The 23795-nt window shown below is 69.5% G+C and carries 25 protein-coding genes and 1 pseudogene; 12 read left to right on the top strand and 14 right to left on the bottom strand.

Annotated elements, in window-relative coordinates; genetic code table 11:
- Positions 1 to 101 precede the first annotated feature (101 nt).
- Both ACIBG8_RS09575 and ACIBG8_RS09570 read right to left on the bottom strand, forming a co-directional pair.
- Complete coding sequence (locus ACIBG8_RS09575) at positions 102 to 1268, bottom strand: M20 family metallopeptidase (RefSeq protein WP_397342185.1); 1167 nt, start codon at positions 1266 to 1268, stop codon at positions 102 to 104.
- Positions 1265 to 2509, bottom strand: a complete 1245-nt coding sequence (locus tag ACIBG8_RS09570) for an MFS transporter (RefSeq protein WP_397343915.1) — start codon at positions 2507 to 2509, stop codon at positions 1265 to 1267. The genes ACIBG8_RS09575 and ACIBG8_RS09570 overlap by 4 nt, the downstream gene beginning before the upstream one ends.
- Before the next feature lie 104 nt (positions 2510 to 2613).
- Between ACIBG8_RS09570 and ACIBG8_RS09565 the strand changes: the two genes are divergently transcribed.
- Positions 2614 to 3621 (top strand): Lrp/AsnC family transcriptional regulator, encoded by a 1008-nt coding sequence (locus tag ACIBG8_RS09565; protein ID WP_397342184.1) that lies wholly within the window; start codon positions 2614 to 2616, stop codon positions 3619 to 3621.
- Here ACIBG8_RS09565 and ACIBG8_RS09560 read toward each other — a convergent pair whose 3' ends face one another.
- Genes ACIBG8_RS09560 through ACIBG8_RS09550 form a run of 3 tightly spaced genes read right to left on the bottom strand, consistent with a single transcriptional unit; the run spans position 3622 to position 6330 of the window.
- Positions 3622 to 4239 (bottom strand): TetR/AcrR family transcriptional regulator, encoded by a 618-nt coding sequence (locus tag ACIBG8_RS09560; protein ID WP_397342183.1) that lies wholly within the window; start codon positions 4237 to 4239, stop codon positions 3622 to 3624.
- 25 nt (positions 4240 to 4264) lie between these two features.
- Positions 4265 to 5494, bottom strand: coding sequence for an MFS transporter (locus tag ACIBG8_RS09555; RefSeq protein ID WP_397342182.1), 1230 nt, complete (start codon positions 5492 to 5494; stop codon positions 4265 to 4267).
- A gap of 11 nt (positions 5495 to 5505) precedes the next feature.
- The gene (locus ACIBG8_RS09550; RefSeq protein ID WP_397342181.1) at positions 5506 to 6330 is read right to left on the bottom strand and encodes an SDR family NAD(P)-dependent oxidoreductase; all 825 of its coding nucleotides are present in this window, start codon (positions 6328 to 6330) and stop codon (positions 5506 to 5508) included.
- Between the two features lie 59 nt (positions 6331 to 6389).
- Here ACIBG8_RS09550 and ACIBG8_RS09545 point away from each other — a divergent pair, with 59 nt between their 5' ends.
- Positions 6390 to 7265 (top strand): family 1 glycosylhydrolase, encoded by an 876-nt coding sequence (locus tag ACIBG8_RS09545; RefSeq protein ID WP_397342180.1) that lies wholly within the window; start codon positions 6390 to 6392, stop codon positions 7263 to 7265.
- A 21-nt stretch (positions 7266 to 7286) separates the two neighbouring features.
- Here the strand turns inward: ACIBG8_RS09545 and ACIBG8_RS09540 are convergent, their stop codons facing one another.
- Together ACIBG8_RS09540 and ACIBG8_RS09535 are read right to left on the bottom strand one after the other, a co-directional pair.
- On the bottom strand, positions 7287 to 9431 hold the full coding sequence (locus ACIBG8_RS09540) for an MMPL family transporter (RefSeq protein WP_397342179.1): 2145 nt from the start codon (positions 9429 to 9431) through the stop codon (positions 7287 to 7289).
- Positions 9428 to 9988, bottom strand: a complete 561-nt coding sequence (locus ACIBG8_RS09535) for a TetR/AcrR family transcriptional regulator (protein ID WP_397342178.1) — start codon at positions 9986 to 9988, stop codon at positions 9428 to 9430. The genes ACIBG8_RS09540 and ACIBG8_RS09535 overlap by 4 nt, the downstream gene beginning before the upstream one ends.
- Positions 9989 to 10047: 59 nt before the next feature.
- Here ACIBG8_RS09535 and ACIBG8_RS09530 point away from each other — a divergent pair, with 59 nt between their 5' ends.
- From ACIBG8_RS09530 to ACIBG8_RS09520, 3 genes are all read left to right on the top strand, one after another.
- A complete protein-coding gene (locus ACIBG8_RS09530; protein WP_397342177.1) occupies positions 10048 to 10926 on the top strand; it encodes a TIGR03619 family F420-dependent LLM class oxidoreductase in 879 nt (292 codons plus the stop codon).
- A gap of 353 nt (positions 10927 to 11279) precedes the next feature.
- Positions 11280 to 11567 (top strand): hypothetical protein, encoded by a 288-nt coding sequence (locus ACIBG8_RS09525; protein WP_397342176.1) that lies wholly within the window; start codon positions 11280 to 11282, stop codon positions 11565 to 11567.
- 130 nt (positions 11568 to 11697) lie between these two features.
- Complete coding sequence (locus ACIBG8_RS09520; RefSeq protein ID WP_397342175.1) at positions 11698 to 12879, top strand: hypothetical protein; 1182 nt, start codon at positions 11698 to 11700, stop codon at positions 12877 to 12879.
- A gap of 40 nt (positions 12880 to 12919) precedes the next feature.
- Here ACIBG8_RS09520 and ACIBG8_RS09515 read toward each other — a convergent pair whose 3' ends face one another.
- The 4 genes from ACIBG8_RS09515 to ACIBG8_RS09500 form a co-directional block, all read right to left on the bottom strand.
- The gene (locus ACIBG8_RS09515) at positions 12920 to 13396 is read right to left on the bottom strand and encodes a hypothetical protein (protein WP_397342174.1); all 477 of its coding nucleotides are present in this window, start codon (positions 13394 to 13396) and stop codon (positions 12920 to 12922) included.
- Between the two features lie 77 nt (positions 13397 to 13473).
- A complete protein-coding gene (locus ACIBG8_RS09510; RefSeq protein ID WP_397342173.1) occupies positions 13474 to 14712 on the bottom strand; it encodes an RNA polymerase sigma factor in 1239 nt (412 codons plus the stop codon).
- A gap of 22 nt (positions 14713 to 14734) precedes the next feature.
- The gene (locus tag ACIBG8_RS09505) at positions 14735 to 15127 is read right to left on the bottom strand and encodes a YciI family protein (RefSeq protein ID WP_397342172.1); all 393 of its coding nucleotides are present in this window, start codon (positions 15125 to 15127) and stop codon (positions 14735 to 14737) included.
- A 286-nt stretch (positions 15128 to 15413) separates the two neighbouring features.
- A complete protein-coding gene (locus ACIBG8_RS09500) occupies positions 15414 to 16088 on the bottom strand; it encodes a TetR/AcrR family transcriptional regulator C-terminal domain-containing protein (protein ID WP_397342171.1) in 675 nt (224 codons plus the stop codon).
- 347 nt (positions 16089 to 16435) lie between these two features.
- Between ACIBG8_RS09500 and ACIBG8_RS09495 the strand changes: the two genes are divergently transcribed.
- Both ACIBG8_RS09495 and ACIBG8_RS09490 read left to right on the top strand, forming a co-directional pair.
- The gene (locus tag ACIBG8_RS09495; protein ID WP_397342170.1) at positions 16436 to 16924 is read left to right on the top strand and encodes a DUF6326 family protein; all 489 of its coding nucleotides are present in this window, start codon (positions 16436 to 16438) and stop codon (positions 16922 to 16924) included.
- A gap of 254 nt (positions 16925 to 17178) precedes the next feature.
- Positions 17179 to 17565, top strand: a complete 387-nt coding sequence (locus tag ACIBG8_RS09490) for a hypothetical protein (protein WP_397342169.1) — start codon at positions 17179 to 17181, stop codon at positions 17563 to 17565.
- Positions 17566 to 17865: 300 nt separating this feature from the next.
- On the opposite strand, the gene ACIBG8_RS09485 is transcribed toward ACIBG8_RS09490, so the two are convergent.
- Entirely contained in the window at positions 17866 to 18708 is an 843-nt protein-coding gene (locus ACIBG8_RS09485) for an alpha/beta fold hydrolase (RefSeq protein ID WP_397342168.1), read from the bottom strand.
- 94 nt (positions 18709 to 18802) lie between these two features.
- Between ACIBG8_RS09485 and ACIBG8_RS09480 the strand changes: the two genes are divergently transcribed.
- Positions 18803 to 19378: a TetR/AcrR family transcriptional regulator gene (locus ACIBG8_RS09480; RefSeq protein ID WP_397342167.1), complete on the top strand. Its 576-nt coding sequence runs from the start codon at positions 18803 to 18805 to the stop codon at positions 19376 to 19378.
- Between the two features lie 168 nt (positions 19379 to 19546).
- On the opposite strand, the gene ACIBG8_RS09475 is transcribed toward ACIBG8_RS09480, so the two are convergent.
- Complete coding sequence (locus ACIBG8_RS09475; protein WP_397342166.1) at positions 19547 to 20134, bottom strand: TetR/AcrR family transcriptional regulator; 588 nt, start codon at positions 20132 to 20134, stop codon at positions 19547 to 19549.
- A 108-nt stretch (positions 20135 to 20242) separates the two neighbouring features.
- Between ACIBG8_RS09475 and ACIBG8_RS09470 the strand changes: the two genes are divergently transcribed.
- The gene (locus tag ACIBG8_RS09470; protein ID WP_397342165.1) at positions 20243 to 21175 is read left to right on the top strand and encodes a DMT family transporter; all 933 of its coding nucleotides are present in this window, start codon (positions 20243 to 20245) and stop codon (positions 21173 to 21175) included.
- 76 nt (positions 21176 to 21251) lie between these two features.
- Here ACIBG8_RS09470 and ACIBG8_RS09465 read toward each other — a convergent pair whose 3' ends face one another.
- Positions 21252 to 21854: a CGNR zinc finger domain-containing protein gene (locus ACIBG8_RS09465; protein WP_397342164.1), complete on the bottom strand. Its 603-nt coding sequence runs from the start codon at positions 21852 to 21854 to the stop codon at positions 21252 to 21254.
- Between the two features lie 24 nt (positions 21855 to 21878).
- Between ACIBG8_RS09465 and ACIBG8_RS09460 the strand changes: the two are divergent.
- The 3 genes and pseudogenes from ACIBG8_RS09460 to ACIBG8_RS09450 all read left to right on the top strand — a co-directional run.
- Positions 21879 to 22364 (top strand): annotated as a pseudogene (locus ACIBG8_RS09460) (NAD(P)-dependent oxidoreductase); the annotation flags it as partial.
- Positions 22362 to 22772 (top strand): NAD-binding protein, encoded by a 411-nt coding sequence (locus tag ACIBG8_RS09455; protein WP_397343914.1) that lies wholly within the window; start codon positions 22362 to 22364, stop codon positions 22770 to 22772. The pseudogene ACIBG8_RS09460 and the gene ACIBG8_RS09455, both read left to right, overlap by 3 nt.
- A 138-nt stretch (positions 22773 to 22910) precedes the next feature.
- Positions 22911 to 23777 (top strand): GNAT family N-acetyltransferase, encoded by an 867-nt coding sequence (locus ACIBG8_RS09450; RefSeq protein WP_397342163.1) that lies wholly within the window; start codon positions 22911 to 22913, stop codon positions 23775 to 23777.
- The last annotated feature ends 18 nt before the right edge of the window (positions 23778 to 23795 follow it).

Raw genomic sequence — 23795 nt, 5'->3', positions numbered from 1 at the left:
TGCAGCGCGGACTCGACAGAGCCCCTCCCCGGGCGCCACCGGCGTCACCACCGCACGGGCCGCCGTCGCAGCGGCCCGTGGCGGACCTGGCCGGCTTGCTTTCAGAGGAGGGCCAGCCGTCGCGCCGCCAGCTCCGCGTACACCGCCGCGCCGTCGGAGAGCACCGCGTCGTCGAAGACGGCCTCGGGAGAATGGTTGATCGGCGCGTCCGTGGGGTCGCCGGGCGCGGCTCCCAGTGCCAGGAAGGCTCCCGGCACCTCGTTGAGGACGAGCGAGAAGTCCTCCGAGCCGGTTGCCGGCTGCGGCATGGGGAGGAAGCGGTGCTCTCCGAGCGCCTCCTGGACGGTTCGCGCGGCGAAGTCCGCCTCGGTCTGGTCGTTGACGGTCACTGGGTAGCCCACGCCGAACTCGCAGTCGGCGGTCAGCCCGTGGGCTTCGGCAACCCCGCGCACCAGTCGCACAGCGCCATCCTTGACACGGGTGCGGGCCTGCTCGGAGAACGAGCGGATGGTCACCTGCAGGCGAGCCTCGTCGGGGATGATGTTGCCCGCGGTGCCGCCGTGGAAGGCGCCTACCGTGATCACGACGGGGTCGAAGACGTCGAAGGCCCGGGTGACGTACGTCTGGAGTTGGGAGACGATCTCGCAGCCTGCCTGGATCGGGTCGAGTGACCGGTGCGGTGTGGAGCCGTGCCCGCCCCGTCCCCTGACGGTCACGGTGAGGTCTTCGGAGGCCGCCAGCATGGGGCCGCCCTTGGTGAGGAACAGGCCCTGCGGGATCATCGTGGAGAACACGTGCATGCCGTACGCGGCCGCCGGCCTGGATCCCGACGCGTCCAGGACGCCTTCCTCGATCATCAGCCGGGCGCCGTCGTGGCCCTCCTCTCCCGGCTGGAACATGAACACCACGTTCCCGGCCAGACCGTCCCGGCGCGCCGCGAGCAGGTGCGCGGCGCCGACCAGCATCGAGGTGTGCAGATCGTGGCCGCAGGCATGCATGCGGCCGTCGAACCTCGACCGGTACGGCACCGCCGCCCGCTCCTGCACCGGCAGCGCATCCATGTCGGCCCGCAGCAGCACCGTCGGCCCCGGCGTCTCGCCGCGCAGCACCGCGGTGACCGAGGACAACGCCTTGCCGGTGGTCACCTCCAGCGGTAGCCCGTCGAGCGCTGCCAGCACCTTCTCCTGGGTGCGCGGCAGGTCGAGGCCCACTTCGGGCTCCCGGTGGAGCGCGTGCCGGAGCCGCACCAGTTCCTCGTGCAAACTCATGTCTCCTCCTCGTAGAGATCGGACTTCTTGATCAAGAAGACGGCGAACGCGGACAGGACGGCCGCCGCGCCCGCGTAGATCGGGATCAGGGTCAGGTGGCCGTTCTGGTTCAGCCACTCGGCGACCAGCAGGAAAGTGCCGCCGAACAGCGCGATCGCCAGCGTCCCCGGCACACCGCCGGCGAGCGCGCGGATGGCGGGCGGGAAGAGCTTGCTGCCCATGACGGGCCCCAAGGCCAGGGCGGGGGCCGCGCCGATCGTGTAGAGCGTGGCCGCCACGATGAAGGGGATCTTCCCGTGCTGCAGGCCGAGCATCAGTGGCACGGTCACCACGGCTACGTAGACGAAACCCCAGCGGACCATGGTGATCGGCCCGAACCTGTCGCCCAGCCTGCCGCACACCAGCATGAGCACCAGCAGCACGATCATCGGCACGCCGAGCTGGCCGGCCGCGGCCTCCTTGGTGATCACCCCGGCGGCGGCAGCGTATTCCGGCAGGTAGATCTGACCGAAGTACACGCTGATGGTGGAGCCGATCACCACGAAGAAGACGACCACCATCTGCCGGAGGTGGGCGCGCATGAGCGGCAGGGCCGGCGGGCCCCCGGTCATGCCGAGGAAGACCGGACTCTCCGCGGCCGACCTGCGGATCCACAGCGTGACCAGGCCCATGACCGCGCCCAGTGCGAAGGCGTAGCGCCAGGCCCCCTCCCGCACTCCGTCCGCGCCGAACACGCCCAGCAGGACGGCCAGTGTCACCAGGCCCACGACGTTGCCCAGGATGTCGGTGCTGTAGGAGATCGAGCCGAACCAGTAACGGCGGCCGCGTGGCGCGGTCTCGGCGATGTAGGCCGACTGGGCCGCCCCCTCGCCGCCCATCGACAGACCCTGCACCAACCTGGCCAGCACCAGCAGCAGCGCGGCGCCCAGGCCGATCTGCTCGTGGGCGGGAATGAGCGCGATGGCCAGCGAACCGGCCGCGATCATGCCAACGGTGAGGGTCAGGCCGAAGCGACGGCCCCTGGTGTCGGTGATCCGGCCGATGAGAACGGCGCCGAGCGGGCGGATGAGGAACCCGACAGCGAAGGTCAGATAGCCGAGGAGTACGCCATTGCCGCCGGCGAACATCTGCGCGGCGAAGTAGGGGGTGAGGAGGCCGAATATCGTCCAGTCGTAGGACTCGACGAGGCGGCCGAGCGTGGCCGCGGTCAGCTCTCGGCGGCCGGTGGGGGCAAGGGTCATCGTCACGGCGTTCACATCCTGGATGCGGGGTGTTCCGTGAATGGTCGCTATGCTGAGGCATATGCGTGTAAAACCGCAGGATTTCATCGTCTGAGGTGGCAATCGTGCAGGAATCGCTCAAGGAGCTTGATCTTGCCCTGCTGAACGCCCTGCAGGTGCGGCCTCGTGCCTCCTGGATCGACCTGGCCCAGGTGCTGGGCGCGGACGCTGTCACGCTGGCCCGTCGATGGGAGCGACTGACCGCCGCAGGCCATGCCTGGATGACCTGCTACCCGGGCTCGACGGTCGACGGGACGCTCGCCTACGTGGAGATCGACGCCAGCAGCCAGGCGCTGCCCGAACTCGCCCTGGAAATGGCCGCCGACCCGCACACGCTGGTGATCGAGCACCTCACCGGCGCCCGCGGCCTGCTGCTCACCGTCGGCTGTCGCGACCTCACCGCGCTGTCCGACTACGTGCTCGGGCGCCTCTCCCGCCTGCCTGGCGTCCTGACCACCAGGACCTTCCCGGTCACCCGGATGTACGGCGAGGGCAGCAGGTGGCGGCTGCGCGCTCTGGAGCCCCGGCAGCGAGAGGCCCTGGCCGTCCCCGAGGAGGAGCGGTGGACGGGAGAGCCCGACGCCACCGACCAGGCGCTGATCATCGCGCTCGGCGAGGACGGGCGCATGCCGTACGCGGACCTGGCCGCGCGCACCGGGCTGGCTCCGGCCACCGTACGGCGGCGCGTGCAGCGGCTGCTGGCAGGGGGGCGCGCGGTGCTGCGGTGCGAGATCGCGCACTCCCTGTCGGGCTGGCCGGTCACCGCCGCGCTCTGGGCCCGGGTCCCGCCGGGCACGTTGGAGGAGACGGCGCGGGCCGTCGCGGCGCTGCCCGAGGTGCGATCCTGCTCGGCGGTCACCGGCCCGGCGAACCTGGTGACGTTCCTGTGGCTACGGTCCGCAGGGGAGATCCCCCGGGTGGAGGAGCTCCTGGTCAGGCGCTTTCCGGGAACCGAGATCGTGGACCGGGCGCTGACCCTGCGGATGGTCAAGCGGATGGGCCGGATTCTCGATCCGCTGGGGCGCAGTGTGGGGATCGTGCCGATGGATCTATGGCGGGAAACAAATCCGTGATCAGCCGGATTGGACGAGCAGGTCACGGGTCAGGACGTCGGTGAATGCCCGCATCGCCGCCAACATGTCGAAGGACTCGTCGAGCAGCCACTGCTCTTCCAGTCCGGTGATCATGCCGATGATGAGCGACGCGGTCGCCTCTGGGTGCGCGTCGGCGCGTACGTGTCCGGCCTCAATGCCCTCCCTGACCACGCCGGCCAGGTTGGTGCGGAAGGTGCGCACCCGTGCTCTGGCCCACTCCAGAGCGGACTCCGGGATGTCGTTGGAGCCGAAGATGCCCAGGTGCGCCAGGCGGGTGAGCTCCCGGTTCTCGCGGGCGATCGCCACCATGTCGTACACGATCTCGAGGGCTCGCAGTATGGGCGGCCCGTCGTAGTCGCGGTCGATCTCGACCGTGACGAAGGCCTGCCGGTCGCGTTCGGCGAGTACCTCGGTGAGCAGGGATTCCTTGCTGGGGAAATGATGAAGCAGTCCGGGCTGCGTGATCCCGGCCGCCTCGGCGACGGCGGCGATCGAGGTGCCTCTGTAGCCCCGCTCGGCGAACATCGTGAGGGCTGCGCTCACGATCCTGGCGCGCCGGGCCACCCCTGCTCGTTCGGCGTCCCGTGTCCTCGCCATGCATGGATCCTAGCGCCGGGCCGCGTCAGCGAACTCCCTTGATCGGGAGAACGGCCAGCGCGCCAGCGGCGGCGACGAGGGCCACCGTGGCGTACAGCGGGCCGTACCCTCCGAAGAGGGTGACGATGCCCGCGGCGGCGGCCGGCGCGATGGTGTTCGGCAGCGTGGCGGCGATGTTGATCACGCCGAGGTCTTTGGCGAAGTCATCCTTGTCGGGCAGGACCTCCGAGACGAGCGCCTGGTCGACCGAGATGAAGATCCCGAAGCCGATGGTCAGGACGATCGCCGAGACGATCAGGCCCGTGACGGTCGGCCAGATCAGCGGGAACACCGCCGACACGGCGATGACGAGACCGCCCGCCAGGACGAGCGGCTTGCGTCTGCCGAGCTGGTCGGACAGCGGTCCGGACACCGCGATGGCCAGCAGGAAGCCGGGCAGGCCCATGGCTCCGATCAGGGGGATCAGCCTGGCGGCCGCGCCCGCGCTCAGGCCGATGTAGTCCTGCGCGATGTAGATGTTGAACGTGAGCACCATGTAGTAGCCGCCGAAGATGAGGATGCGGCCGAGGAAAGCCCAGAAGAAGTCGGGATGGCGTACCGGGTTGACCCAGAACGCCTTGACGAACGCCAGCGCCGAGAACGCGGCTCGGGGGATGCCGCGGTTGTCGGCGTCCGGGTTGAGCAGGATGAACGTCACGATGGTCAGCAGGATGACCACCGCGAGGATGAGGTAGCCGACCGGGATCCTGGTGACGAACTGGGAAGCGGCGACGGGCCCGAGGATGGCGCCGACGATCAGGCCCAGACCGGCGAGGGTGGAGAAGCGTCCGCGCAGCCGGAAGGGGACCCGATCGGGCAGGATCGCGGCCAGCGGGCCTTGGAAGGCGTTGAAGCCGAACTGCACGGCCATCATGGCGAGGATCAGCAGGGGGACGGTCGTCGACCATCCTGCCGCGGCCAGCGCGACGGTGCCGACGAGCGCCCCGGCCAGCATCCATGGTGTGCGCGCGCCGAAGCGGGTGCGGGTGCGGTCGGACAGCACCCCCACCAGGGGCTGGGCGAGCATCGCCGCGAGCGCGCTCGCGGTGTGGATGACGCCCAGGTTCTCCACCTTGGCCGCGTCGTCGATGATTTGGACCTGCAGCGCGACGAAGTAGCCCGACACGGCGTACGCCAGGGGTGCGGTGGCGGCCACGAAGGGAACGGTGACGAACAGGCGCCGTAACCTGTTGCCGGTCGACGGCAGGGCGTCCATCGTGGTGCTCCTCAGGCCTCGACGTGGTCGCCGAGAGCGGTGCCCGTGAGGCGCCACAGCTCCTCGACCTGGGCTCGGAACTCCTCGCGTCCGTGCTCGGGCAGGGAGAAGACGATCGGCGCATCGCGCAGGACGCCCTCGACCGCATCGCGGGCGACTTGGCCGGGTTCGATGGCCATCGGGACCACGCCGGTGCCGAACGGCTCGCTCGCCCGCTCGCCGAACGCCTCGGACCGGTTGCGCTGGGAGTCCAGGATGCGGGTCGCGACCTGGCCGGGGCACAGCACGGTGACACCGATGCCCTCCGGGGCGAGCTCCGCCCGCAGCCCGAGTGACAGGCCGACGATGGCGTGCTTGGTGGCGCTGTACAGGGCCGTGTGTCGCGGATCGGGCAGGAAGGCGTGGGTGGAGGCGGTGTTCATCACGTGGCGCCACCCTTGCTGGGCGCGCATCCTCTGCAGGAAGGCGTGCAGGCAGTTGAGCATGCCTTCGACGTTCACCGAGGAGAGCCAGCGCCAGTCGCCGAGCGAGGATTCGGCGATCGCGCCGAAGAGCAGGACGCCCGCGTTGTTGCAGAGCAGCTCGACGGATCCGAACTCGTCATAGCTCCTGCGCGCGAGGTCCTGCACCGATTCGGGGTCGGAGACGTCGACGCGAGCGCCTATCGCGGGCAGGCCTCTGGCGCGCAGTTCGCCGGCCACGTGATGCGCGCCGTCGGCGTCGATGTCGGCCACCACGACCGACATGCCATGGGACGCCAGCTCGGCTGCGAGTGCGGCGCCTATGCCGCTGGCCGCGCCGGTGATGACCGCGGTCCGGCCGTTGAGGTGATCCATGGGTGCCCCTCTCGGTATGGTGAAGAGGAGCATACTTACCGAGCACTCGGTTGGCTACGGTGACCGAGCCGGAGATCGAGGGAGACAACGTCAACGGCGACTGGTGGGCGCTCGAACACAGCGGCCTGAGCGATCACATCAGGGAATCCAGCGGAGACGTGTGCGACAGCTACCACCGCTGGCGCGAGGACATGGACCTGCTCGCCGGAATGGGATTCACCGACTACCGCTTCAGCGTGGAGTGGGCCAGGATCGAGCCGGCCCCCGGCGAGTTCTCCCGAGCTGCTCGCCGGATACGTCGAAGCAGCGGCGGCGGTCTACGCCGAAGGCGTGGAGCACGTCTGCACCATCAACAAGCCCAAGACGAGGCCACGGCCGAGGCCATGATCCGCGTGCACCGCCGGGCCGTGCAGACCGTCAAGCTCCACGCCCCTCGCGTGAAGACCGGCTGGTCCGTGGCCAACCAGGCCTACCAGCCCATGCCGGGTGCGGAGGCGGTCGCGGCCGACTGCCGCCGCCCCCGTGAGGACGTGTTCCTCGAAGCCGCACGAGGAGACGACTGGCTCGGCGTGCAGTCCTACACCCGCACCCGCATCGGCCCGGACGGCCCGCTCCCCGTCCCGCAGGACGCGGAACCCACGCTGACCGGCTGGGAGTTCTACCCGGCCGCTGTCATACCGGGAACACCGCTGATCGTGACCGAGAACGGCGTCGCCACCGACGACGACGCCCGCCGGATCGCCTACACCACCGGAGCGCTCGCCGCAGCGATGGCGGACGGCGTCGATGCGCGGGGCTACTTTCACTGGAGCGTCAAGCCCACCTTCGGGCTTGTCCACGTCGACAGGAAGACCTTCGCGCGCACGCCGAAGCCGTCCTCCGCATGGCGCGGCCAGATCGGCCGCACCCGCAGGCTTCCGGTGGACACATCCTGAACGAGGACAGCCCGTCCCGGCTCAGCGGCGGCCGGCCTGCGCCGGCCGCTGATCCTTTACGGCAGGGCGGTCGAGGGCCGCTCCCTCGGCGTCCACCACGGGCAACCAGCGCAACCAACGTGGCAACCACCAGGCCGCCTCACCCAGCAGGGACAGCGCGGCGGGCATGGCGATCATGCGGACGATCACCGCGTCCACGAGGATTCCCAGAGCGAGCGCGAAGGCGATGGGTTTGATCGTCGCGTCACCTTCTGGGACGAATCCAGCGAAGACCGCGAACATGATCGACGCGGCCGCGATCACGACCGGAGCCGCCTGCCGGAAACCCGTGACGATCGCGTCGCGGGGATTCTGCCCGTGACTGTGCGCCTCGTGCATCCGCGAGACCAGGAACACCTGGTAGTCCATGGCCAGGCCGAACAGGATGCCGATGATGATGATCGGCGCCAGGCTGAGAAGCGGTCCCGTGGACTCGACCTGCACGACGTCCTTCAACCAGCCCCACTGGAAGACCGCGGTGGTCGCGCCGAGGGAGGCGCCGACGGTCAGCAGGAAGCCGAGCACGCCGATCAGGGGCACCAGGAGCGAGCGGAAGACCAGCACCAGCAACACCAGCGCCAGGCCGACCACGAGTGCCAGGTAGATCGGCAGCGCCGAGTCGAGGGTCCGCGAGACGTCAACGTTGATCGCGGTGGTTCCCGTCACGTAGAAGCGCGTGCCACCGGAGTCGAGCTCGGCCAGCTTCTGGCGCAGGTCGCGCACCAGATCGGCGGTCGCCTTGCTTTCCGGGCTGGAGGCCGGGATGAACGTGATCAACGCCGCCGACCCGTCAGAGCTGGGCCGGGCCGGAGTGGCGAAGCCGGGCAACCGCGCGATCAGCGGGCCCGCGCTCTCGGCCTGCCGTACGGCCTCGTCCCCTTCGGCCAGGATGAGCAGCGGCCCGGTGAACCCGGGGCCGAAGTTGTCGGCCAGCATTCGCGTCGCGTTGGCCTGGGTGCTGCCAGGAGTCGGCGAGGCGATGAGCGAGGTGCGCATGGACAGCACGGGAACGGACACAGCCGCGAGCGCCGCGACTGCCGCGGCCAGGGTGAGCCACCGATGGCGGGTGACCAGACGTGCCCAGCCCTGGTAGAAACCGCGCTCGCCCCTGGGAGTACGGCCGGGCCGTACTCGGCTGCCGAGCAGGCCCAGGGTCGCGGGGACCAGCGTGATCGCGATCAGGGCGGCGATGACGACGGTCGCCGCGGCGGCCAACCCCATCTCCGTGAGGAACGGGATGCCGGCGACGGCCAGCCCGGCCAGCGCGATGACCACGGTGATGCCGGCGGTGACGACGGCCGACCCGGCGGTCCCCACGGCCATGGCCGCAGCGTCCGCGTGGCTGCGGCCCTGGAGGAGCTCCTGGCGGTAGCGAGTGACGATGAACAGCGTGTAGTCGATGCCGACGGCCAGGCCGAGCATGACCGCCAGGATGGGGGTGGTGGACTGCAGGTCGGTCAGGCCGGTGAGGGTCACGATGCCCAGCGCGCCGATGGCGACGCCGACGATGGCGGTGAGCAGGTTCATGCCCGCCACGACGAGCGAACCGTAGGTGATGGCGAGCACGATCAGGGCCACCACGACGCCGATCGCCTCGGCGGGGCCGCCCAGCTGCGGTCCGGCCTGGATCGCCTTTCCTGTGACCTCGGCGGTCAGCCCGCTCGCCCGAGCCTGGCCGAGCACGTCGAGCAGCGCCTGCCGCTGGGCGGCGGTGATGTCGGCCGGCTGGGTGGCGTACGTGACGGTCGTGTAGGCGACCTGCCCGTTCGGGGACACGCCGGGCGCGACCCGGTCGAACGGATCGCTCGCCCCCACCACACCGGGAAGCCGGCCGAGCTGCTGGACCACCTTCGAGATCTGGGCGGTCTGCGAGGCCGGCTTCAGCACCACCTGGGCGGTGGCATTGTCGCCCGTCTTGCCGTAGTGCTTGCCCATGAGCTCAAGGGCTGTGGACGACTCCTGCCCGGGGATGTTGAAGGAATCGACGGTCTTGCCCGCCAGGGTGGCGGCTCCCACGCCGGAGGCGAGGAGGACAAGAACCCAGATCGTCAGGACCGCGAACCGGTGGCGGAACGATCCGAGACCGATGCGGTAGAGGAGACTTGCGATGGGTGGGATTCCTCTCAAGAGACGTGCGGGTGTCCCAGCGCGTTGTAGGTGATGGCGACCAGTACGGGGCGTAGGTCGCCTGGCGGGCGAACCTGGTAGGCCAGCGTGGTGACGGCAAGCGCGCCCAGCGCGCCGAACACCCTGGCTTCCCGCTCGAGATCGCCGCCGGGGGTAATGCGGAAGAGCCCGAACAAGCCCTCCGCGATGGCCACGACGTGTGCGGAGATGTCCTCGTTGTCCGCCGCGGTGGCGACGCTCAGCAGCAGGGCGACCAGTCCGGGACGGCGCAGCGCCAGATCGGTCAGGGCCTCCACCACCTTCAGGTCGCGCTGTGCGCCTGCGGGCTCTTCCCCCACGACGTCCCCGATGGCGCGGACCTCGTCGAGACACCGATCCAGGACGGCGTCCTTGATGGCGGCCTTGGTGGGGAAGCGGTGGAGCAGCCCGGTCTTGGAGTAGCCGGAGGCGTCGGCGATGCTCTGCACGGAAGCCTGCTTGAAGCCGTTCCGTGCGAAGACTCCGGCGGCGCGATCCAGGATCTCGTCATCGATCTGCTGTCGTGTCGGGCGCGGCATAAGGACCAAGATAGTCCATAGTGGACCAATTCGGTCCCATCGGGTTACGCTCCGCTTCCATGCGCTTCACCTACGCGGAGACCATGACCGACCCGTCGTACTACCTCCCGCTGGCCCGGGCCGCGGAGGCTGCTGGGTACGCGAGCTTCAGCGTTCCCGACTCGCTCATCTACCCGAAGGAGTCCGACACGAGCTATCCGTACACCCCCGAGGGGGATCGGGAGTTCCTGGAGGACAAGAGCTTCATCGAGACGTTCGTCCTGATCGCGGCCATGGGGGCGGTGACCTCGACGATCCGCTTCACGCCGTTCGTGCTCAAACTGCCGGTCCGCCCGCCGGTGCTGGTCGCCAAGCAGGCGAGCTCGATCGCCTGCTTGACCGGCAACCGGCTGAGCCTCGGCGTCGGACTCAGCCCGTGGCCCGAGGACTTCGCGGCGATGGGCGTGCCGTGGTCGCGGCGTGGCAGGAGGATGGACGAGGCGATCGCGGTGCTGCGCGGCCTGACCGGCGGCGGCTACTTCGAGCACCACGGGGACTTCTACGACCTGCCGCCGGTGAAGATGGCGCCCATTCCGACAGAGCCGATCCCGATTCTGGTCGGCGGGCACAGCGAAGCCGCACTTCGCCGTGCCGCCCGCCTCGGCGACGGCTGGATGCACGGCGGCGGCGGCCCGGAGGAGTTGGACGCGCTGCTCGGCAGGCTGGCCACCGTACGAACAGAAGAGGGTACGGCCGGCCGTCCGTTCGAGGTCCACGCGATCTCGCTCGACGCCTACAGCGTGGATGGGGTGAAACGGCTGGCCGACAAGGGGGTCACGGATCTGATCGTCGGTTTTCGCTGGCCGTACGTCAAAGGCCCGGACCTCGAACCCCTCGCCACCAAGATCGAGCACCTCGAGCGTTTCGCCGAGTCCGTGATCGCCAGGGTCAACCCGTAGCCAGCGCGCCTGTGCGCAATGGCGCCTGCCTTCGGCGGTACGGCCGGCCTGGCGGCGGCACCGGTGATCACCCAGCCGCAACCCTGGCAGGTGTTCAAGGGGCGCCCCGTCACCCTGAAGGGGGATGTGCCCGCGTACCCACACCTTCACCAGGGCGGGCATGTTCTCGATCAGGACGAAGGTGACCGACGACGACAGCGGCTCAGGGGAGGCCAAGGTCATGGTCGTCGTCTACGACCCGGCGGCCGGGCAGGCCAGCGGCAACGGCTGGCTGACGGGGGTCGAGGGGTTCACTTTCCACGGCGGCGATCCGGGCGGGCGCGACACCGTCCAGGGGGGCGGCGACGGTCCGGTTGGCCGACGCGCATCATCACATCGACTGGACGGTGATCACGCCGGACCGGAAGGTGGCGATCAAGGGGACGGGGGAGCTCACGCCGGGCGGGCGGGAGGTCGGGTTCGTCTTCTACGCCCACCTGGAGAACGGGCAGAACCGGTTCCGCGCGGTGATCTGGCCCAAGGCGGCTGGGGACATCCCGGCGGGTGAGCTGGTCCACGACAACGTGCGGGGCGCCGACTATGACCTCGACCTGGCCCAGCCCGCGATCACCACGCGAAGCACGATGGTGATCCTCAAATAGGACCGCCGACGAGAAGGTCAGATCCTCCTGTTCCTGACAGCCCGGCTGTCCGTGGGATCCATGTCCTGTCAAGGTCTCATCTAGGTCCGGGTGCTCTCCTTGCCACGTACCCCCCGTGACAAGGAGAGTCATGAGAACAGCTTTCCGGTCGTTAGCCACCCTGACCGCCTGTGTCGCCGTGCTGGCCGCGACGCTGGCCGCACCGGCGCAGGCGGCCGCACGTGGCCGCCATTGCGTGGTCGAGGCCCAGCCGCTGAGCGTCAAGGCCACCAGCAAGCGCGTCCCGCCCGCCATGGAGTGCTTCGCCACCTTCGGCGAGGCCATCTCCAACGCCACCGGCGGCAAGGTGACCACCACGGCCGACGTCGGCACGGCCATGAGCGACGAGCACTTCGCCGAGCAGGTGGTCTCCGCCGCCAACGTGCTCAGCGTCGAATACACCGACATCGACTTCGGCGGCGCCTCCTTCACCATCAGTGGCGACTGCGCCAACGGCGTCGGCGTCAACTGGGTCGGCGACGCCTGGAACGACACGTTCTCCTCGGCCAGGTCGTTCAACTGCTACGTGGTCCACTGGGAGGACTGGAACTACGGCGGCATCCGCTCGACCGGCACGAACGGCGACGCCGGACGCCTGTACGACCTGGACGGCCGCAGCTTCAACGACGCCACCTCCTCCATCTCCTACCAGCCCGTCGAGCAGGGCACGCCGACCAGGCGGCAACTGCTCCAGGACTGCAACGCGATGGCCAGGAGCGGTGGGTGCGTCTTCCAGCCGACGAGCAAGACCGAGATCTACCGGGGCTGGGCCCACGTCGGCTCGGCCGTCAACTGCACCAGCGTCACCCAGCAGCGCAGCGTGGCCTGGACCGCCACGGACTCCACCGTGGACAAGGCCTCACTCGAGGTGGGCGTCACGGTCGGCACGGACTTCCTGGCCAAGGCCGAGGTGTCGATCAAGACCACGTTCGGCACGGAGTGGACGGTGACCCGCACGCTCACCGACACCGCCGTGACCAACGTCCCGCCGGGCAAGCAGGAGAACCTGTGGCGCTCGGCCAAGGCGGCCAGCGTCTCCGGCCGCTGGCAGGTGCGCTACAGCAGCCCGGTCGGCGGGCACTACCTGTGGTACTTCGACGACGTGGTGGAGATGCCGTCCACGGCGACGGCGGGGAACATGGCCTGGACCGAGCAGGGCGCCTCCTGCCTGACCGGCGCCCAGCAGGCTGATGCGGCGACCCCCACGAAGACGGGCCTGCCCCCGATAACCACCGCTCAGGCGCCCCTCCGCAACACGGTGAGCGCCGGCTGACCCGGTCTGGCCCGCTCGCGCTCACGAGCGGGCCACTTCATCATGAGCTCACATGCGCCCTGAACCGCTCGTGAGCGCTCTGCTTGGAGATTCCCATCGCCTCACCTATCTGCGCCCAGGAGACGCTGGCCTCCCGTGCCGCGGCGACGGCCTGGTCGAACAGGGTTCGCTGCCAGCTCTCCACCTGAGACAGCAGGGTGAGGGCGGCCAGGGGACGTTCGGCGGCGAGCGTGACGATGCGCTCGCACAGAAGGTTCGACTTGATCACCAGCTCGCTGGGCGGTGCCGCGGCGATCAGTGAGGCGGCGTGTCGGCTCCACCACCGGTACTCCGTCTCCTTGGCCCCGTCCGGCGTGGCCGGGTACCGGCGCTGGTCGGCCCACCCGCAGGAACATGCGGCCTGGTAGCCGACGAAGTTCTTGGTGAAGGCGCTGGCCGACGAGGCCAGCTCGCCGGTGGGGAGCACCGGAGCGGCGAAGCCCTCGTGGCCAGGAATGTCCGAGGATGTGAACGTCATGAGGGTCAGGATACCCTGACGATTTCCCGCGCATGCGATTCCCGTCGGACCGGTGGGCGGGGGCGTGCTGTTCCTTGTCAATCGCATATCCGGCGCAGTCGCCGGTTGAGGTAGCGCTGCTCCGGCAGGCTCGTCGTCAGCTGCGCGGCCAACCGGTAGTGCTCGGCGGCGGCCTCTACATCGCCGTTCAACTCCAGCAGATGGGCGCGTACGGCGTGCAGCCGGTGGTGCCGCCGCATCGCGGGATCGTTCAGCAGCGGAGCGAGCATGGCCAAGCCGGCCGTCGGATCGTGGGCCATCGCAACGGCGACGGCATGGTTGAGCGTCACGGTGGGGGCGGGCGCGATCCGGCTGAGCATGCCGTACAGCACGCTGATCTGCATCCAGTCGGTGTCCTGGTACGTCGATGCCTCCGCGTGGACCGCGGCGATCGCGGCCTGGATCTGGTAACGGCCGACATGTCCTCGCGGCAACGTCTGCTCCAGCAGCGTGACACCCTCGGTGATCAGGTCGCGCCGCCAGCGAGAACGGTCCTGCTCGGCCAGCGGCACCAGATCACCGGCAGCGTCGGTCCGCGCCGGCAGGCGCGCGTGCGTCAGGAGCATCAGCGCCAGCGCGCCGCTCACCTCCTCGTGGTCGGGCAGTGCCCCGTGCATCTGGCGGGTGAGCCGGATCGCCTCTTCGGCAAGCTCGACATCGGCAAGGGTCTGGCCGGATGTGCGCGTATAGCCTTCGGTGAAAACCAGGTGGCAGACGTCGAGCACGGCGGCGACCCGGGGCGGCAGTTCCTCGTCCGACGGCATCGCCAGCCGCGCGCCTGCCTCGCGCAGGGTGGCGCGGGCACGGCTGAGGCGCTGGGTCATGGTGCGGACGGGCACCAGGTAGGCGGCCGCGATCTGTTCCACGGTCAGCCCGGCCACTGCGCGCAGGCTGAGCGCCACCTGCGACGGCCTGCTCAGCGCGGGATGGCAACAGAGGAAGAGCAGGCGGAGCGTGTCGTCGACCTCGGTCGCGGGAACCTCGTCGGCTCCCGGCGCCACGCCGGCGTCGGCCGGTTGGCGTGCCGCCTCCAGTGTCTCGCGGCGGGCGCGGGCCGAGTCGGCGCGCGCCCGGTCGATCAAGCGCCGCGACGCGACCCGGATCAGCCAGGCCCGCGGGTCGTCGGGAACTCCGCGGATGGGCCACTGACCGGCGGCGTCCTCCGCTGCCTCCTGGGCGGCGTCCTCGCAGTCCCCGAGGTCACCGTACCTGCGCACCAGCGCGCCGAGGACGTGTGGCGCCTCTCGGCGCCACACGTCCGCGAGTATGTGCTGCACGATGTGATCTTTCCTGCGGTCGCTACTGGTCGTCGCCGCCGGGCCACATGGCCGGCCGCAGCTCCACCGTCTCTCCGGGGCCGGAGAACTTCGCGGCGACCTCTTCTGCGCGGGCCTGGTTCTCGACGTCGATGAGGAAGAACCCGGCCAGATGCTCCTTGGCTTCGGAGTACGGGCCGTCGCTCGCCAGCGGTGAGCCGTCCTGCCACCGGTACAGGCGGGCGGCTGCGGGATCACCGAGCGCCTCTCCGCCGACCAGCTCGCCGTTGGCCTGCAACTCCGACAGCGTTTGCTCGAACTCGGTGTCCAGCCGCTTGCGCACCTGGTCGGGCAGTTCCTGGTAGGCGGCAAGGTAGTCGCCGGTGGGGTGCCCCCACGGCTGCGGATTGGAGTGGATCAGGATCACGTACTTCATGGCGGTCAGCTCTCGTGTCGCGCGACGGCCGCTCCGTCGCTCTACCGGGAACGTCGGAGCGGACTGGCCGATGTCGACATGATGCAGGACTTCGATCCCGCGCCGGACATCGCCCCGCATTCCGGGGCCCGCAGCGCATGGTTGCTGCGCGGCGAGGACCGGTTCGATCAACGCCCACTGGGCGTCGGGCAAGTCGCTCGGGTACGGCTCGCGCTCAGGCGCCGCACCATCCCAGCGCGATGGCAGTAACACTACAAATCGACACGATCACATCAGCGATGGAGGATCACGTAGGCGTTCTCAGGGGTTCGAGCGCGGCTAGGACGAGGTCGAGGCCGAAGGTGAACTCCTCCGCCGGGTCGTAGCCGGCGGCTGCGAGCACCGCGGCGGATTCGTTGAGGTAGGGGAACTCGTCAGGTGGAAGCTGGGGCAGGTAGACGTCCTCGGCCATGTCCGCGAACTCGTCGGCGCTGTCGAACGGCAGGCTGGCTTCCTGCAGGGCGAAGCCGTAGACGTAGCTGTCGAGCAACCAGTTGGCGTGCGTCGCCATCAAGACCGTGAAGCCGGCCCTCCGCAGGCAGGCGGTGACCGCTTCGCGGTGGCGGAGGTTGGCGGGCCCCGGCGATGTCCGCGACTCCATCAGACCGATCGCCCACGGGTGGCGTGCGAGAACCTGTCGGGCGGATACCGCCCGCCGTCGCATCGCTGACTGCCAGTCGGTCTCTTCGGCCGGGAGCTCGATCTCCTCGAACACGACGTCGATCATGGCGTCCAGCAGCTCTTCCTTGCTCGCCACGTAGTAGTAGAGCGACATCGCGCCCGCGCCGAGCGCGCCGGCCAGCCGGCGCATGCTCAGCCCGTCGACCCCCTCGCGGTCGGCGAGCCGTACCGCCTCGGCCACCACCCGTTGCTTGCTCAGCGCCGCGTCTGACGCCACCTGGCGCTGTTCCCTCGCGGACACGGGTCTCCTCTCGCTCGCTCGAGCGGCTTGACAATCGTTCAACGCACGGCCATGGTACAGCGTACGATCGTGGTACAGCGTACGAAGTACGATGTACGAAACCAGTCAGAGTCGCAGCTCGGACGTGAGGAGGCTTCTGTGGGAATCGAACAGCGATCGAAGGCCGGAGCACGCCCGGCGCGGGCCGCCGACCGGCACCGCTACGGCCTGCCCTCGGTGCCCGAGTCGCCCGAGGTCCGGGCTACCGCTGCCCAGTCGAGGCGATGTGCTCATCCAGGTGGGCGCAGCCTCGGCACATCCCCGCCGCCAGTCCGGCGCAGGGACCGCTCCTCTCGAAGGAAGAACCGATGACCACCCGAACGAACGCCCAGAACCGGCTCGACAACGCGCCGGTCTCCGTGCGGGCCAAGCTCGCCGCCGCGTGGACCAGCTTCATGTTCCTCTACATCTACGTCGACTACTTCCACCTCCACAAGCCCGGCGTCATCGACAACCTCCGTGCCGGTCTCGTCTTCAAGTTCGATGTCAGCCCGACGTTGTTGACCATGATGCTCGCGTCCGTGGCGATCCCGGCCGTGATGGTGATGCTCTCCATGACGCTGCCCGCCCGGGTGAACCGCGCCACGAACCTCGTCGTCGCAGCGCTCTACATCCCCTACTCGCTGGTCAACGCGACGGGGGAGTCCTGGGACTGGGCCCCCTTCTACGGCCTCTCGATCGGAGTCGAGGTGCTGCTCCTGGCCTTCGTCCTGCGCTCCGCCTGGGCATGGCCTCGCACCGCGGCCGTCCTGGCCGATCCCGCGACGACCGGCCTTCGACAGGACGTCCGACAGTAGGTATCCGAGCAGAGCCCTACGGCGTGCAGTCCGCCGCCGCGGACACCGGTATACGCAGAAGAACCTGCTCACGACCGCTCCGGTGTCCGCGCCAGCCGCGCCCGTAGACCGACCAGCGGACCTCATCCGACCAACCGCAACGACGAAAGGGGAGTCGCTTCCGCAAGGCCACGCAAGCAGGCTTCAAGCCCCGTGCAATCACCCACACATAGAAACGCTCCTGGCAAGTAACGAAATCACCCCCAGGAGCACCAATGTTGGGCCTCATCATCAGCGTCACCGTCACCGCCGTCGTCTTAGGGGTGATGGCGGTCGTCTTCCTGCCTGTCCTCAAGAACATGCAGGCGGGCAAGCGCATCCTGCAGACCGGAGTGCCCGCGCAGGCGATGATCGAGCACCTCGGCGAGACCGGCATCACGGTGAACGGCCAGCCCATGGTCGAGTTCGGCCTTCGTGTACGGCACGCGGACGGCCGCGAGTACCGCGTCACCCACCGGCAGATCCTGCCGCGCCTGATGATGGGCATGGTCGCCCTCGGCGCCGTGGTCCCCGTCAAGGTGGACGCGACCGAGCCGGAGAAGGTCGTCATCGACTGGTCGGCCACCCGCCCCGCCCACGCCCCAGTCTGGCCGAAGGGCTGATCGGTCTACCAGCGCGGTGACGGTGCCGAGTTGGCGCCGTAGCAGCAAACCCCTGAAGCAACTGAGTGACGCCGACCCACTTCCCCCTCGGGCCCCTGTCAAGGATCGCCGGAGGTCAGTGTTCTGCGGCGTTGCCCCGAGTCGACGTCCTCTTCGTCGTCTGCGCTGGGCCAAGGAAGGCTGGTCAGGGGTTTCGCGGGCGGGCTGGGGCTGCGGGTTGGGCGAACAACCCGGGCCGAGCCGTACGCCGTAGGCCAGGCAGATGCCGGGGTGGCGAGCAGATCCACCCCGGCTGCGGGGTCACTTGGCGGCGAAGGCCAGCAGTGCCTCGTTGACCTCATCGGCGTGCGTCCACAGCAGGCCGTGCGGGGCGCCCTCGACCTCGACGTAGTGCGCCTCAGGGAACGCCTCGTGGAAACGACGCCCGGTGGCGTCGATCGGGAGGATGTTGTCCCCCGTGCCGTGCAGGATGAGTGACGGCTTTCCGGCCGCGCGCACCGCCGCGACGTCCTGGCGGAAGTCCTCGATCCACGCCGCCACCACCGCGTACGCGGCGACCGGGGCGGAGGTCGTGGCGGTGTTCCAGTTGGCGGAGACGACCTCCTGGCTGATCCTCGTGCCGAGGTTCTCGTCCAGGTTGTAGAAGTCCTTGTAGAACTGCGTGAACCAGGCGTACCGGTCGGCGCGGGCAGTGGCGACGATGCCGTCGAACACCGACTGCGGTACGCCGGCGGGGTTGTCGTCCGCCTGCACCAGGTACGGCTCCAGCGACGCCAGGAAGGCCAGCTTGGCGACGCGCTCGTGGCCGTGGTTCTTGACGTAGCGGGCGAGTTCACCGGTGCCCATGGAGAACCCGACGAGGATGACGTCGCGCAGGTCGAGCGTCTCCAGCAGCGTGTTCAGGTCGGCTGCGAAGGTGTCGTAGTCGTACCCGCTCCCGACCTTGCTCGACTGGCCGAAGCCGCGGCGGTCGTAGGTGATCACCCGGTAGCCGGCGGCGAGCAGCTCCCGCGTCTGACGCTCCCAGCTGTGCCCGTTCAGGGGGTAGCCGTGGATGAGGACGACCGGCTGACCGGATCCCTGGTCCTCGTAGTAGAGCTCGACGTCGGTGCTGTTCTCGGTGCCTACCTTGATGTGGCCCATGAGAAAACTCCCTCCCATCCGCTGGAGAACGGTCGTTCTCCACGTGTGTGCACTACAGTAGAGAACGCTGGTTCTCTGCGCAACTGGAGCTCTCGTGATCGATGAGGAAACAGCACGTGACCAGGTCGTCTCCACTGCCGACCGGCTGTTCTACGCCCACGGCGTCCAGGCCGTCGGCATGGACGCCGTGCGCACCGAGGCGGGTGTCTCGCTGAAGCGCATCTACGCCCTGTTTCCCTCCAAGGACGACCTCGTCCTGGCGGTGCTCCGCCACCGGACCGAGCAGTGGGACACCGGCGTGGCCCGCGCCCTGGCCGCCGCCCGCACGCCGCGCGACCGGATGCTGGCCGTCTTCGACTTTCTGGCGGAATGGTTCCGGGAGGACGACTTCCGGGGCTGCGCCTTCATCAACTTCTTCGGTGAGCTGGGTGGCGGCAGCGGCCGGGTCGCCGAGGCGGTCAGGGAGCAGAAGACCTCTTTCCAGCGCCACGTGGCCGACCTGGTCCGCGAGGCGGGGGGTCCGGGCTACCTCGCCCCGCAGCTGGCCCTGCTCGCCGAAGGCGCCCAGACCACGGCCGCCATCACCGGCGACCCCGCCACGGCCGCCCACGCCCGCGCCGCCGCCGAGACCCTCATCGGGGCCGCCTTCAGTCCGACCGGCAGCTCCTGACCAGCCTTCCCTGCCCTAGCGCCAACGGCGAACGCACATCAACTCGCACAACGCCCGCTCAAGCCCCGCCTGGTTCGTTGGCCGGTGAAGGAGCGCTGGGCTCGGCGGTACTGACGGGTGAGTCGAGCTCGCGATGTCATTCTGGTGCGCCGCCGGGCGCCTCATGCCTCATTCCGGTTTCGGGCTCAGGCCGGTGAAGGCGGCGTGCAGGATGGCGTCGACGAACGCGGCGTCGTAGTCGCCGGGTATCAGCAGGAAGCGGTAGTAAAGCGGGCCGTACAGCAGGGCGACGATCGTGTCCAGGTCGTGCTCGGCGGAGAGCTGTCCCTGCTCGCGGGCCTTGCGGAGGCGCTCGCGGGTGCCGTCGCTCAGTGGTTTGATCCAGCGTTCGTAGACGGCCTGGGTGATGGCGGGGTCATGCTGCGCCTCGCCGACGAGGGCCGCGTAGAGCGGGCCGTAGGAGTCCGAGCCGAGGAGCGTGCGGGCCGCGTTCATCTGCGTGCGCAGGTCGGCCACGATGTCGCCGGTGTCGGGGTAGCTGAGGTCCGCCTTCAGGGTTGAGAGCAGGGCGTCCAGGAAGACCGCGCCCTTGGACGGCCAGCGGCGGTAGACGGTGTGCTTGCCGACGCCGGCGCGTGCGGCGATGCCCTCGATGCTGAGCCGCGCGTACCCCACCTCGCGGGCCAGCTCGAGCGTCGCCCTGAGGACGGCGTCGGTGCGGTCGGGCATTCCTCTGGACGGATCCGCGGCACTCATGGCCGCCATCGTAGCGGCACGGCACGTGCCGTATTGACAACCCAGCGGCCACGGCATCACGATTGTGGCGGCACGGCACGTGCCGTTCTATCCTTTGGGAGAGGCTCTATGAATGTCGTTCTGCTGGCCGCTTCGTTAATCATCGGGGGGCTCCTGGCGCTGCAGGCGTCGGTGAACCTGCAGCTCACCCGGGCTGTCGGCACGCCGTACGGTGCATCCACCCTGCAGCTGGCGATCGCCGCCGCGGCCCTGGCGATCGTGACCTGGGCGGCCGGAGGGTGGGGAGCGCTCGCCCTGGTGGGCGAGGCCGAACCGTGGAAGCTCCTGGGCGGGCTGGCCAGCCCGATCTACATCACCAGCGCGATCCTGCTCTTCCCCCGGCTGGGGGCGCTGACCTCCGTCGGCCTGTTCGTCACGGGGCAGGTGACCGCCTCGCTCGTCCTGGATCTGGGCGGGTTGCTCGGGGTGCCGCGCAGTCCGGTGAGCGCGGGCGTGATGCTGGGGGCGCTGGCCGTACTGGCCGGAATCATCATGGTGATCCGCGGTCAGCGCGGCGACGCGCAGCCAGGTGCGCCGGCGCCTTCCGCGCGGGCGGGCTGGATGGCGCTCGGCGTCCTGGCCGGTGCCGTGCTCCCCGTGCAGGGAGCCGTCAACGCCGCGCTGCGCGCCGACCTGGGCGACCCGTTCGCCACCGCTCTGGTGAGCTTCGTCGTCGCCACGCTCGCCATCGCCCTGGCCACCGCTCTTCTCCTGGTCGCGCGCCGTACTCCGCGGCCGCGCGTGCGTCCGCTGGCCGTCATGCCGTGGTGGGGGTGGCTGGGCGGCATCGCGGCCGCCAACTACGTCACCGTGACGTTCCTCGCCATGCCCGCGATCGGTGGGGCGGCCACCATCGCGCTGACCGTCACCGGCCAGCAGCTCACCTCCGCGCTGATCGACCACTTCGGCTGGTTCCGCCTGCCCCGGCGTCCCGTCAACCGCGCACGCTTGTACGGCCTGGCCGCCCTCATCGCAGGCTCGGCCCTCGTCCAGATCGCCTGAATCGGGGCGCAAGCGAATACGGAAAACGTGCATGCTGCGGCGACATGCTGATCGGAACCGCCGTTGGCGACCGCGGTTACTTGTCGGCGAGTCGGGCCTTCTTGACCCTGTTGCCGCACGTGTTCATCGAGCACCAGCGGCGGTTCGCGCCGCGACTGGTGTCGAGGAACAGGCCCGCGCAGCCGGGGCCTTCGCACGCCTTGACCCGGGCGCGGTCAGGGCCTCCGAGTACGTGGATGGCGTCGGCGGCGAGCACTCCGAGCGCGTCCGCTACCGGTGCTTTCTCGCTGAGGTGCCAGACGGCGAGGCCGTTCTCGAGCGCGGGCCTCGGCTGACCTGTGGCCGCGGCCGCGCTCAGGATCGCCGCGCCATCGGGATCGGGTTGCCGGCCGACGGCGACGGCCAGCCCGGCACGGTAGATCGCTTCCCTCAGATCGAGCGCATCCTGGAGCTCGGCGGGTGAGACGTCGGACACGCCGAGCCCGGCGGCATGCAGCCACAGCTTGAGCCGGCCGGGGTCGGAGAGCCGCTCCCGGGGCGCTTCGCTGGCCCGGTCACTCATCGTGGCGGTGAAGCGGAACGCCAGCACCTCGTTGTCCAGCCGGAACAGTTGACGGGCCTCCACGGTCACCACCTTGGATCGCTGTTTGAACCATCTTAGCCGGTTCGACATCGGCATCGGCTCGCGCCACAATGGAACCGTTTCAGGCGGTTCACGTTTGGAGGTTGTGCGATGAGCGAGGTCGCGGTCATCGGCCTGGGCGGGATGGGACGGGCCATCGCCCGCAATCTGGTGCGGGCAGGCCATGAGGTCGTGGTGTGGAACCGTTCAGCTGGGCCTGCGGAAGAGCTCGCAGAGGCTGGCGCACTCCGCGTCGCCTCCGTCGCGGAGGCTCTGCAGTGCCCGGTGGTGTTCTCGGTCCTGTCCGACGACGCGGCCTTCGCGGAGGTGTTCCTCGACTCCGGGGTCCTCGGCAAGGCCAGGCGTGAGGCGGTCCACGTCAACGTGGCCACGGTGAGCGTCGGGCTGGCCCGCCGTACCGCAGAGGCGCACGCCGCTCACGGGATCGGCTATGTCGCGGCCCCGGTGTTCGGCCGGGTCAGCGTCGCGGAGGTCGGTGCGCTGAACATCCTCGCCGCAGGAGAGCCCGGACACATCGACCGCGTCCAGCCGTTCTTCGACGCGATCGGATCGCGCACCTGGCGCCTGGGCGAGCGGCCCGAGCAGGCCAACACCGCCAAGGTCCTGGGCAACTACCTGATCGCCTGCGCGATCCAGTCCCTCGGGGAGGCGGTCAGCGTCGCCGACGCGGCGGGCGCCGACCCGGATCAGTTCGTCGAACTGCTGACCTCGACGCTCTTTCCCGGGCCCGTCTACTCCGGATATGGGTCGATGATCGCTCAGCGGAGATACCAGCCGGCCGGGTTCACCACCGCACTCGGACGCAAGGACCTCCACCTCGCCCTTGAGGCAGCTGCGGGACAGGCGGTCTCCCTGCCGTTCGGCGAACTCCTCAGAGGCGTGTTCGACCAGGCGATCGCCGACGGCCGCGCGGGGGAGGACTGGGCCGTGATCGCCGAGCAGCAACCGCGATGAGTTCGTGGCTGCGCATCGTGGCAAGCTTCTCGACCGCCCATGTCCGGTCTCGTCGGTTGTGCAGCGACTGATGCCTCGCGTGCTTGAGCTCGCGCTAAATCATTGGACGCGTCAGGTGCGACCGTGTTTCATCGCGGGATGACTATCTTGTTGAGCACGCCGGGCGCCGGTGACCTGGACGAAGTGGTGCGCACGCTGGCGGAGTGGCGGCGCGAAGGGGCCTCGATGCAACTGCATCCGGGGGATGTCGGGTTCTACTGGCAGATCGGCCCGGAGAGGACCGCCGCGGCGTTGCGCATGTGGAGTCGTGAGGGCAGGATCCTCGGGGTCGGCCTGCTCGACGGGTCAGAGCTGGTGCGGCTGGCGGTCGACCCGGAAGCGCGCATGGATGAAGACCTCGCGCGGCAGATGGTCGATGACGTGTCGCGACGCGAACGCGGCGTCCTGGCGGCGGGCAAGGCCTATGTCGAAGCGCTCTGGGACGGCCGATTCCGGGAGTTGCTGCAGGAGAGCGGCTGGGAACTTGACGAGCCGTGGATCCCGATGGTGCGTGACCTGAGCGAATCCGTGGAGGACTGCGGCCTGCGAATCGAGGTGGTCGGCCCCGAACGGGTCGACGACCGGGTCGCGGTTCACCGCGCGGCGTTCCCAGGGTCGAAGTTCAGCGCGGAACGATGGCACGCCATGGCGGCCGGGACACCGTACGCCAACGCTCGATGCCTCGTGGGGTACAACGACCAGGGCGTCGCGGTCGCGGCGACGACCGTCTGGTCTGCGGGTCCGGGGAAGCCGGGCCTGCTTGAACCCCTTGGAGTGCACGCTGATCATCAGGGACACGGGTACGGCAAGGCGATGGCGGTCGGGGCCGCGGCGACCCTGCGGGACATGGGGGCGTCCAGCGCGACCGTGTGCGCCGAAGCCTCCAACGCCGGGGCCGTCTCTACCTACCGCTCCGCCGGGTACCAGCCGCAAGCCGAGGTACGGGACCTGAGACGGGTCGAGTAAGGCGCGCTTGCGAGGGCG

Source organism: Nonomuraea sp. NPDC050556 (assembly GCF_044457355.1).
In the GTDB taxonomy this organism is placed as follows: domain Bacteria; phylum Actinomycetota; class Actinomycetes; order Streptosporangiales; family Streptosporangiaceae; genus Nonomuraea.
Note: the sequence above shows the minus strand (reverse complement) of the source record. Positions and strands in the feature narration are given on the sequence as shown.

What these genes read in the sequence shown, in the direction of transcription:
- ACIBG8_RS09495 (WP_397342170.1), top strand. Translation starts at nt 16,436, where the DNA reads ATGACCACCCGAACGAACGCCCAGAACCGGCTCGACAACGCGCCGGTC.
- ACIBG8_RS09570 (WP_397343915.1), bottom strand. Translation starts at nt 2,509, where the DNA reads ATGACCCTTGCCCCCACCGGCCGCCGAGAGCTGACCGCGGCCACGCTC.
- ACIBG8_RS09555 (WP_397342182.1), bottom strand. Translation starts at nt 5,494, where the DNA reads ATGGACGCCCTGCCGTCGACCGGCAACAGGTTACGGCGCCTGTTCGTC.
- ACIBG8_RS09465 (WP_397342164.1), bottom strand. Translation starts at nt 21,854, where the DNA reads ATGCCGATGTCGAACCGGCTAAGATGGTTCAAACAGCGATCCAAGGTG.
- ACIBG8_RS09515 (WP_397342174.1), bottom strand. Translation starts at nt 13,396, where the DNA reads ATGACGTTCACATCCTCGGACATTCCTGGCCACGAGGGCTTCGCCGCT.
- ACIBG8_RS09470 (WP_397342165.1), top strand. Translation starts at nt 20,243, where the DNA reads ATGAATGTCGTTCTGCTGGCCGCTTCGTTAATCATCGGGGGGCTCCTG.
- ACIBG8_RS09490 (WP_397342169.1), top strand. Translation starts at nt 17,179, where the DNA reads ATGTTGGGCCTCATCATCAGCGTCACCGTCACCGCCGTCGTCTTAGGG.
- ACIBG8_RS09550 (WP_397342181.1), bottom strand. Translation starts at nt 6,330, where the DNA reads ATGGATCACCTCAACGGCCGGACCGCGGTCATCACCGGCGCGGCCAGC.
- ACIBG8_RS09575 (WP_397342185.1), bottom strand. Translation starts at nt 1,268, where the DNA reads ATGAGTTTGCACGAGGAACTGGTGCGGCTCCGGCACGCGCTCCACCGG.
- ACIBG8_RS09520 (WP_397342175.1), top strand. Translation starts at nt 11,698, where the DNA reads ATGAGAACAGCTTTCCGGTCGTTAGCCACCCTGACCGCCTGTGTCGCC.
- ACIBG8_RS09505 (WP_397342172.1), bottom strand. Translation starts at nt 15,127, where the DNA reads ATGAAGTACGTGATCCTGATCCACTCCAATCCGCAGCCGTGGGGGCAC.
- ACIBG8_RS09530 (WP_397342177.1), top strand. Translation starts at nt 10,048, where the DNA reads ATGCGCTTCACCTACGCGGAGACCATGACCGACCCGTCGTACTACCTC.
- ACIBG8_RS09450 (WP_397342163.1), top strand. Translation starts at nt 22,911, where the DNA reads ATGACTATCTTGTTGAGCACGCCGGGCGCCGGTGACCTGGACGAAGTG.
- ACIBG8_RS09485 (WP_397342168.1), bottom strand. Translation starts at nt 18,708, where the DNA reads ATGGGCCACATCAAGGTAGGCACCGAGAACAGCACCGACGTCGAGCTC.
- ACIBG8_RS09475 (WP_397342166.1), bottom strand. Translation starts at nt 20,134, where the DNA reads ATGAGTGCCGCGGATCCGTCCAGAGGAATGCCCGACCGCACCGACGCC.
- ACIBG8_RS09560 (WP_397342183.1), bottom strand. Translation starts at nt 4,239, where the DNA reads ATGGCGAGGACACGGGACGCCGAACGAGCAGGGGTGGCCCGGCGCGCC.
- ACIBG8_RS09535 (WP_397342178.1), bottom strand. Translation starts at nt 9,988, where the DNA reads ATGCCGCGCCCGACACGACAGCAGATCGATGACGAGATCCTGGATCGC.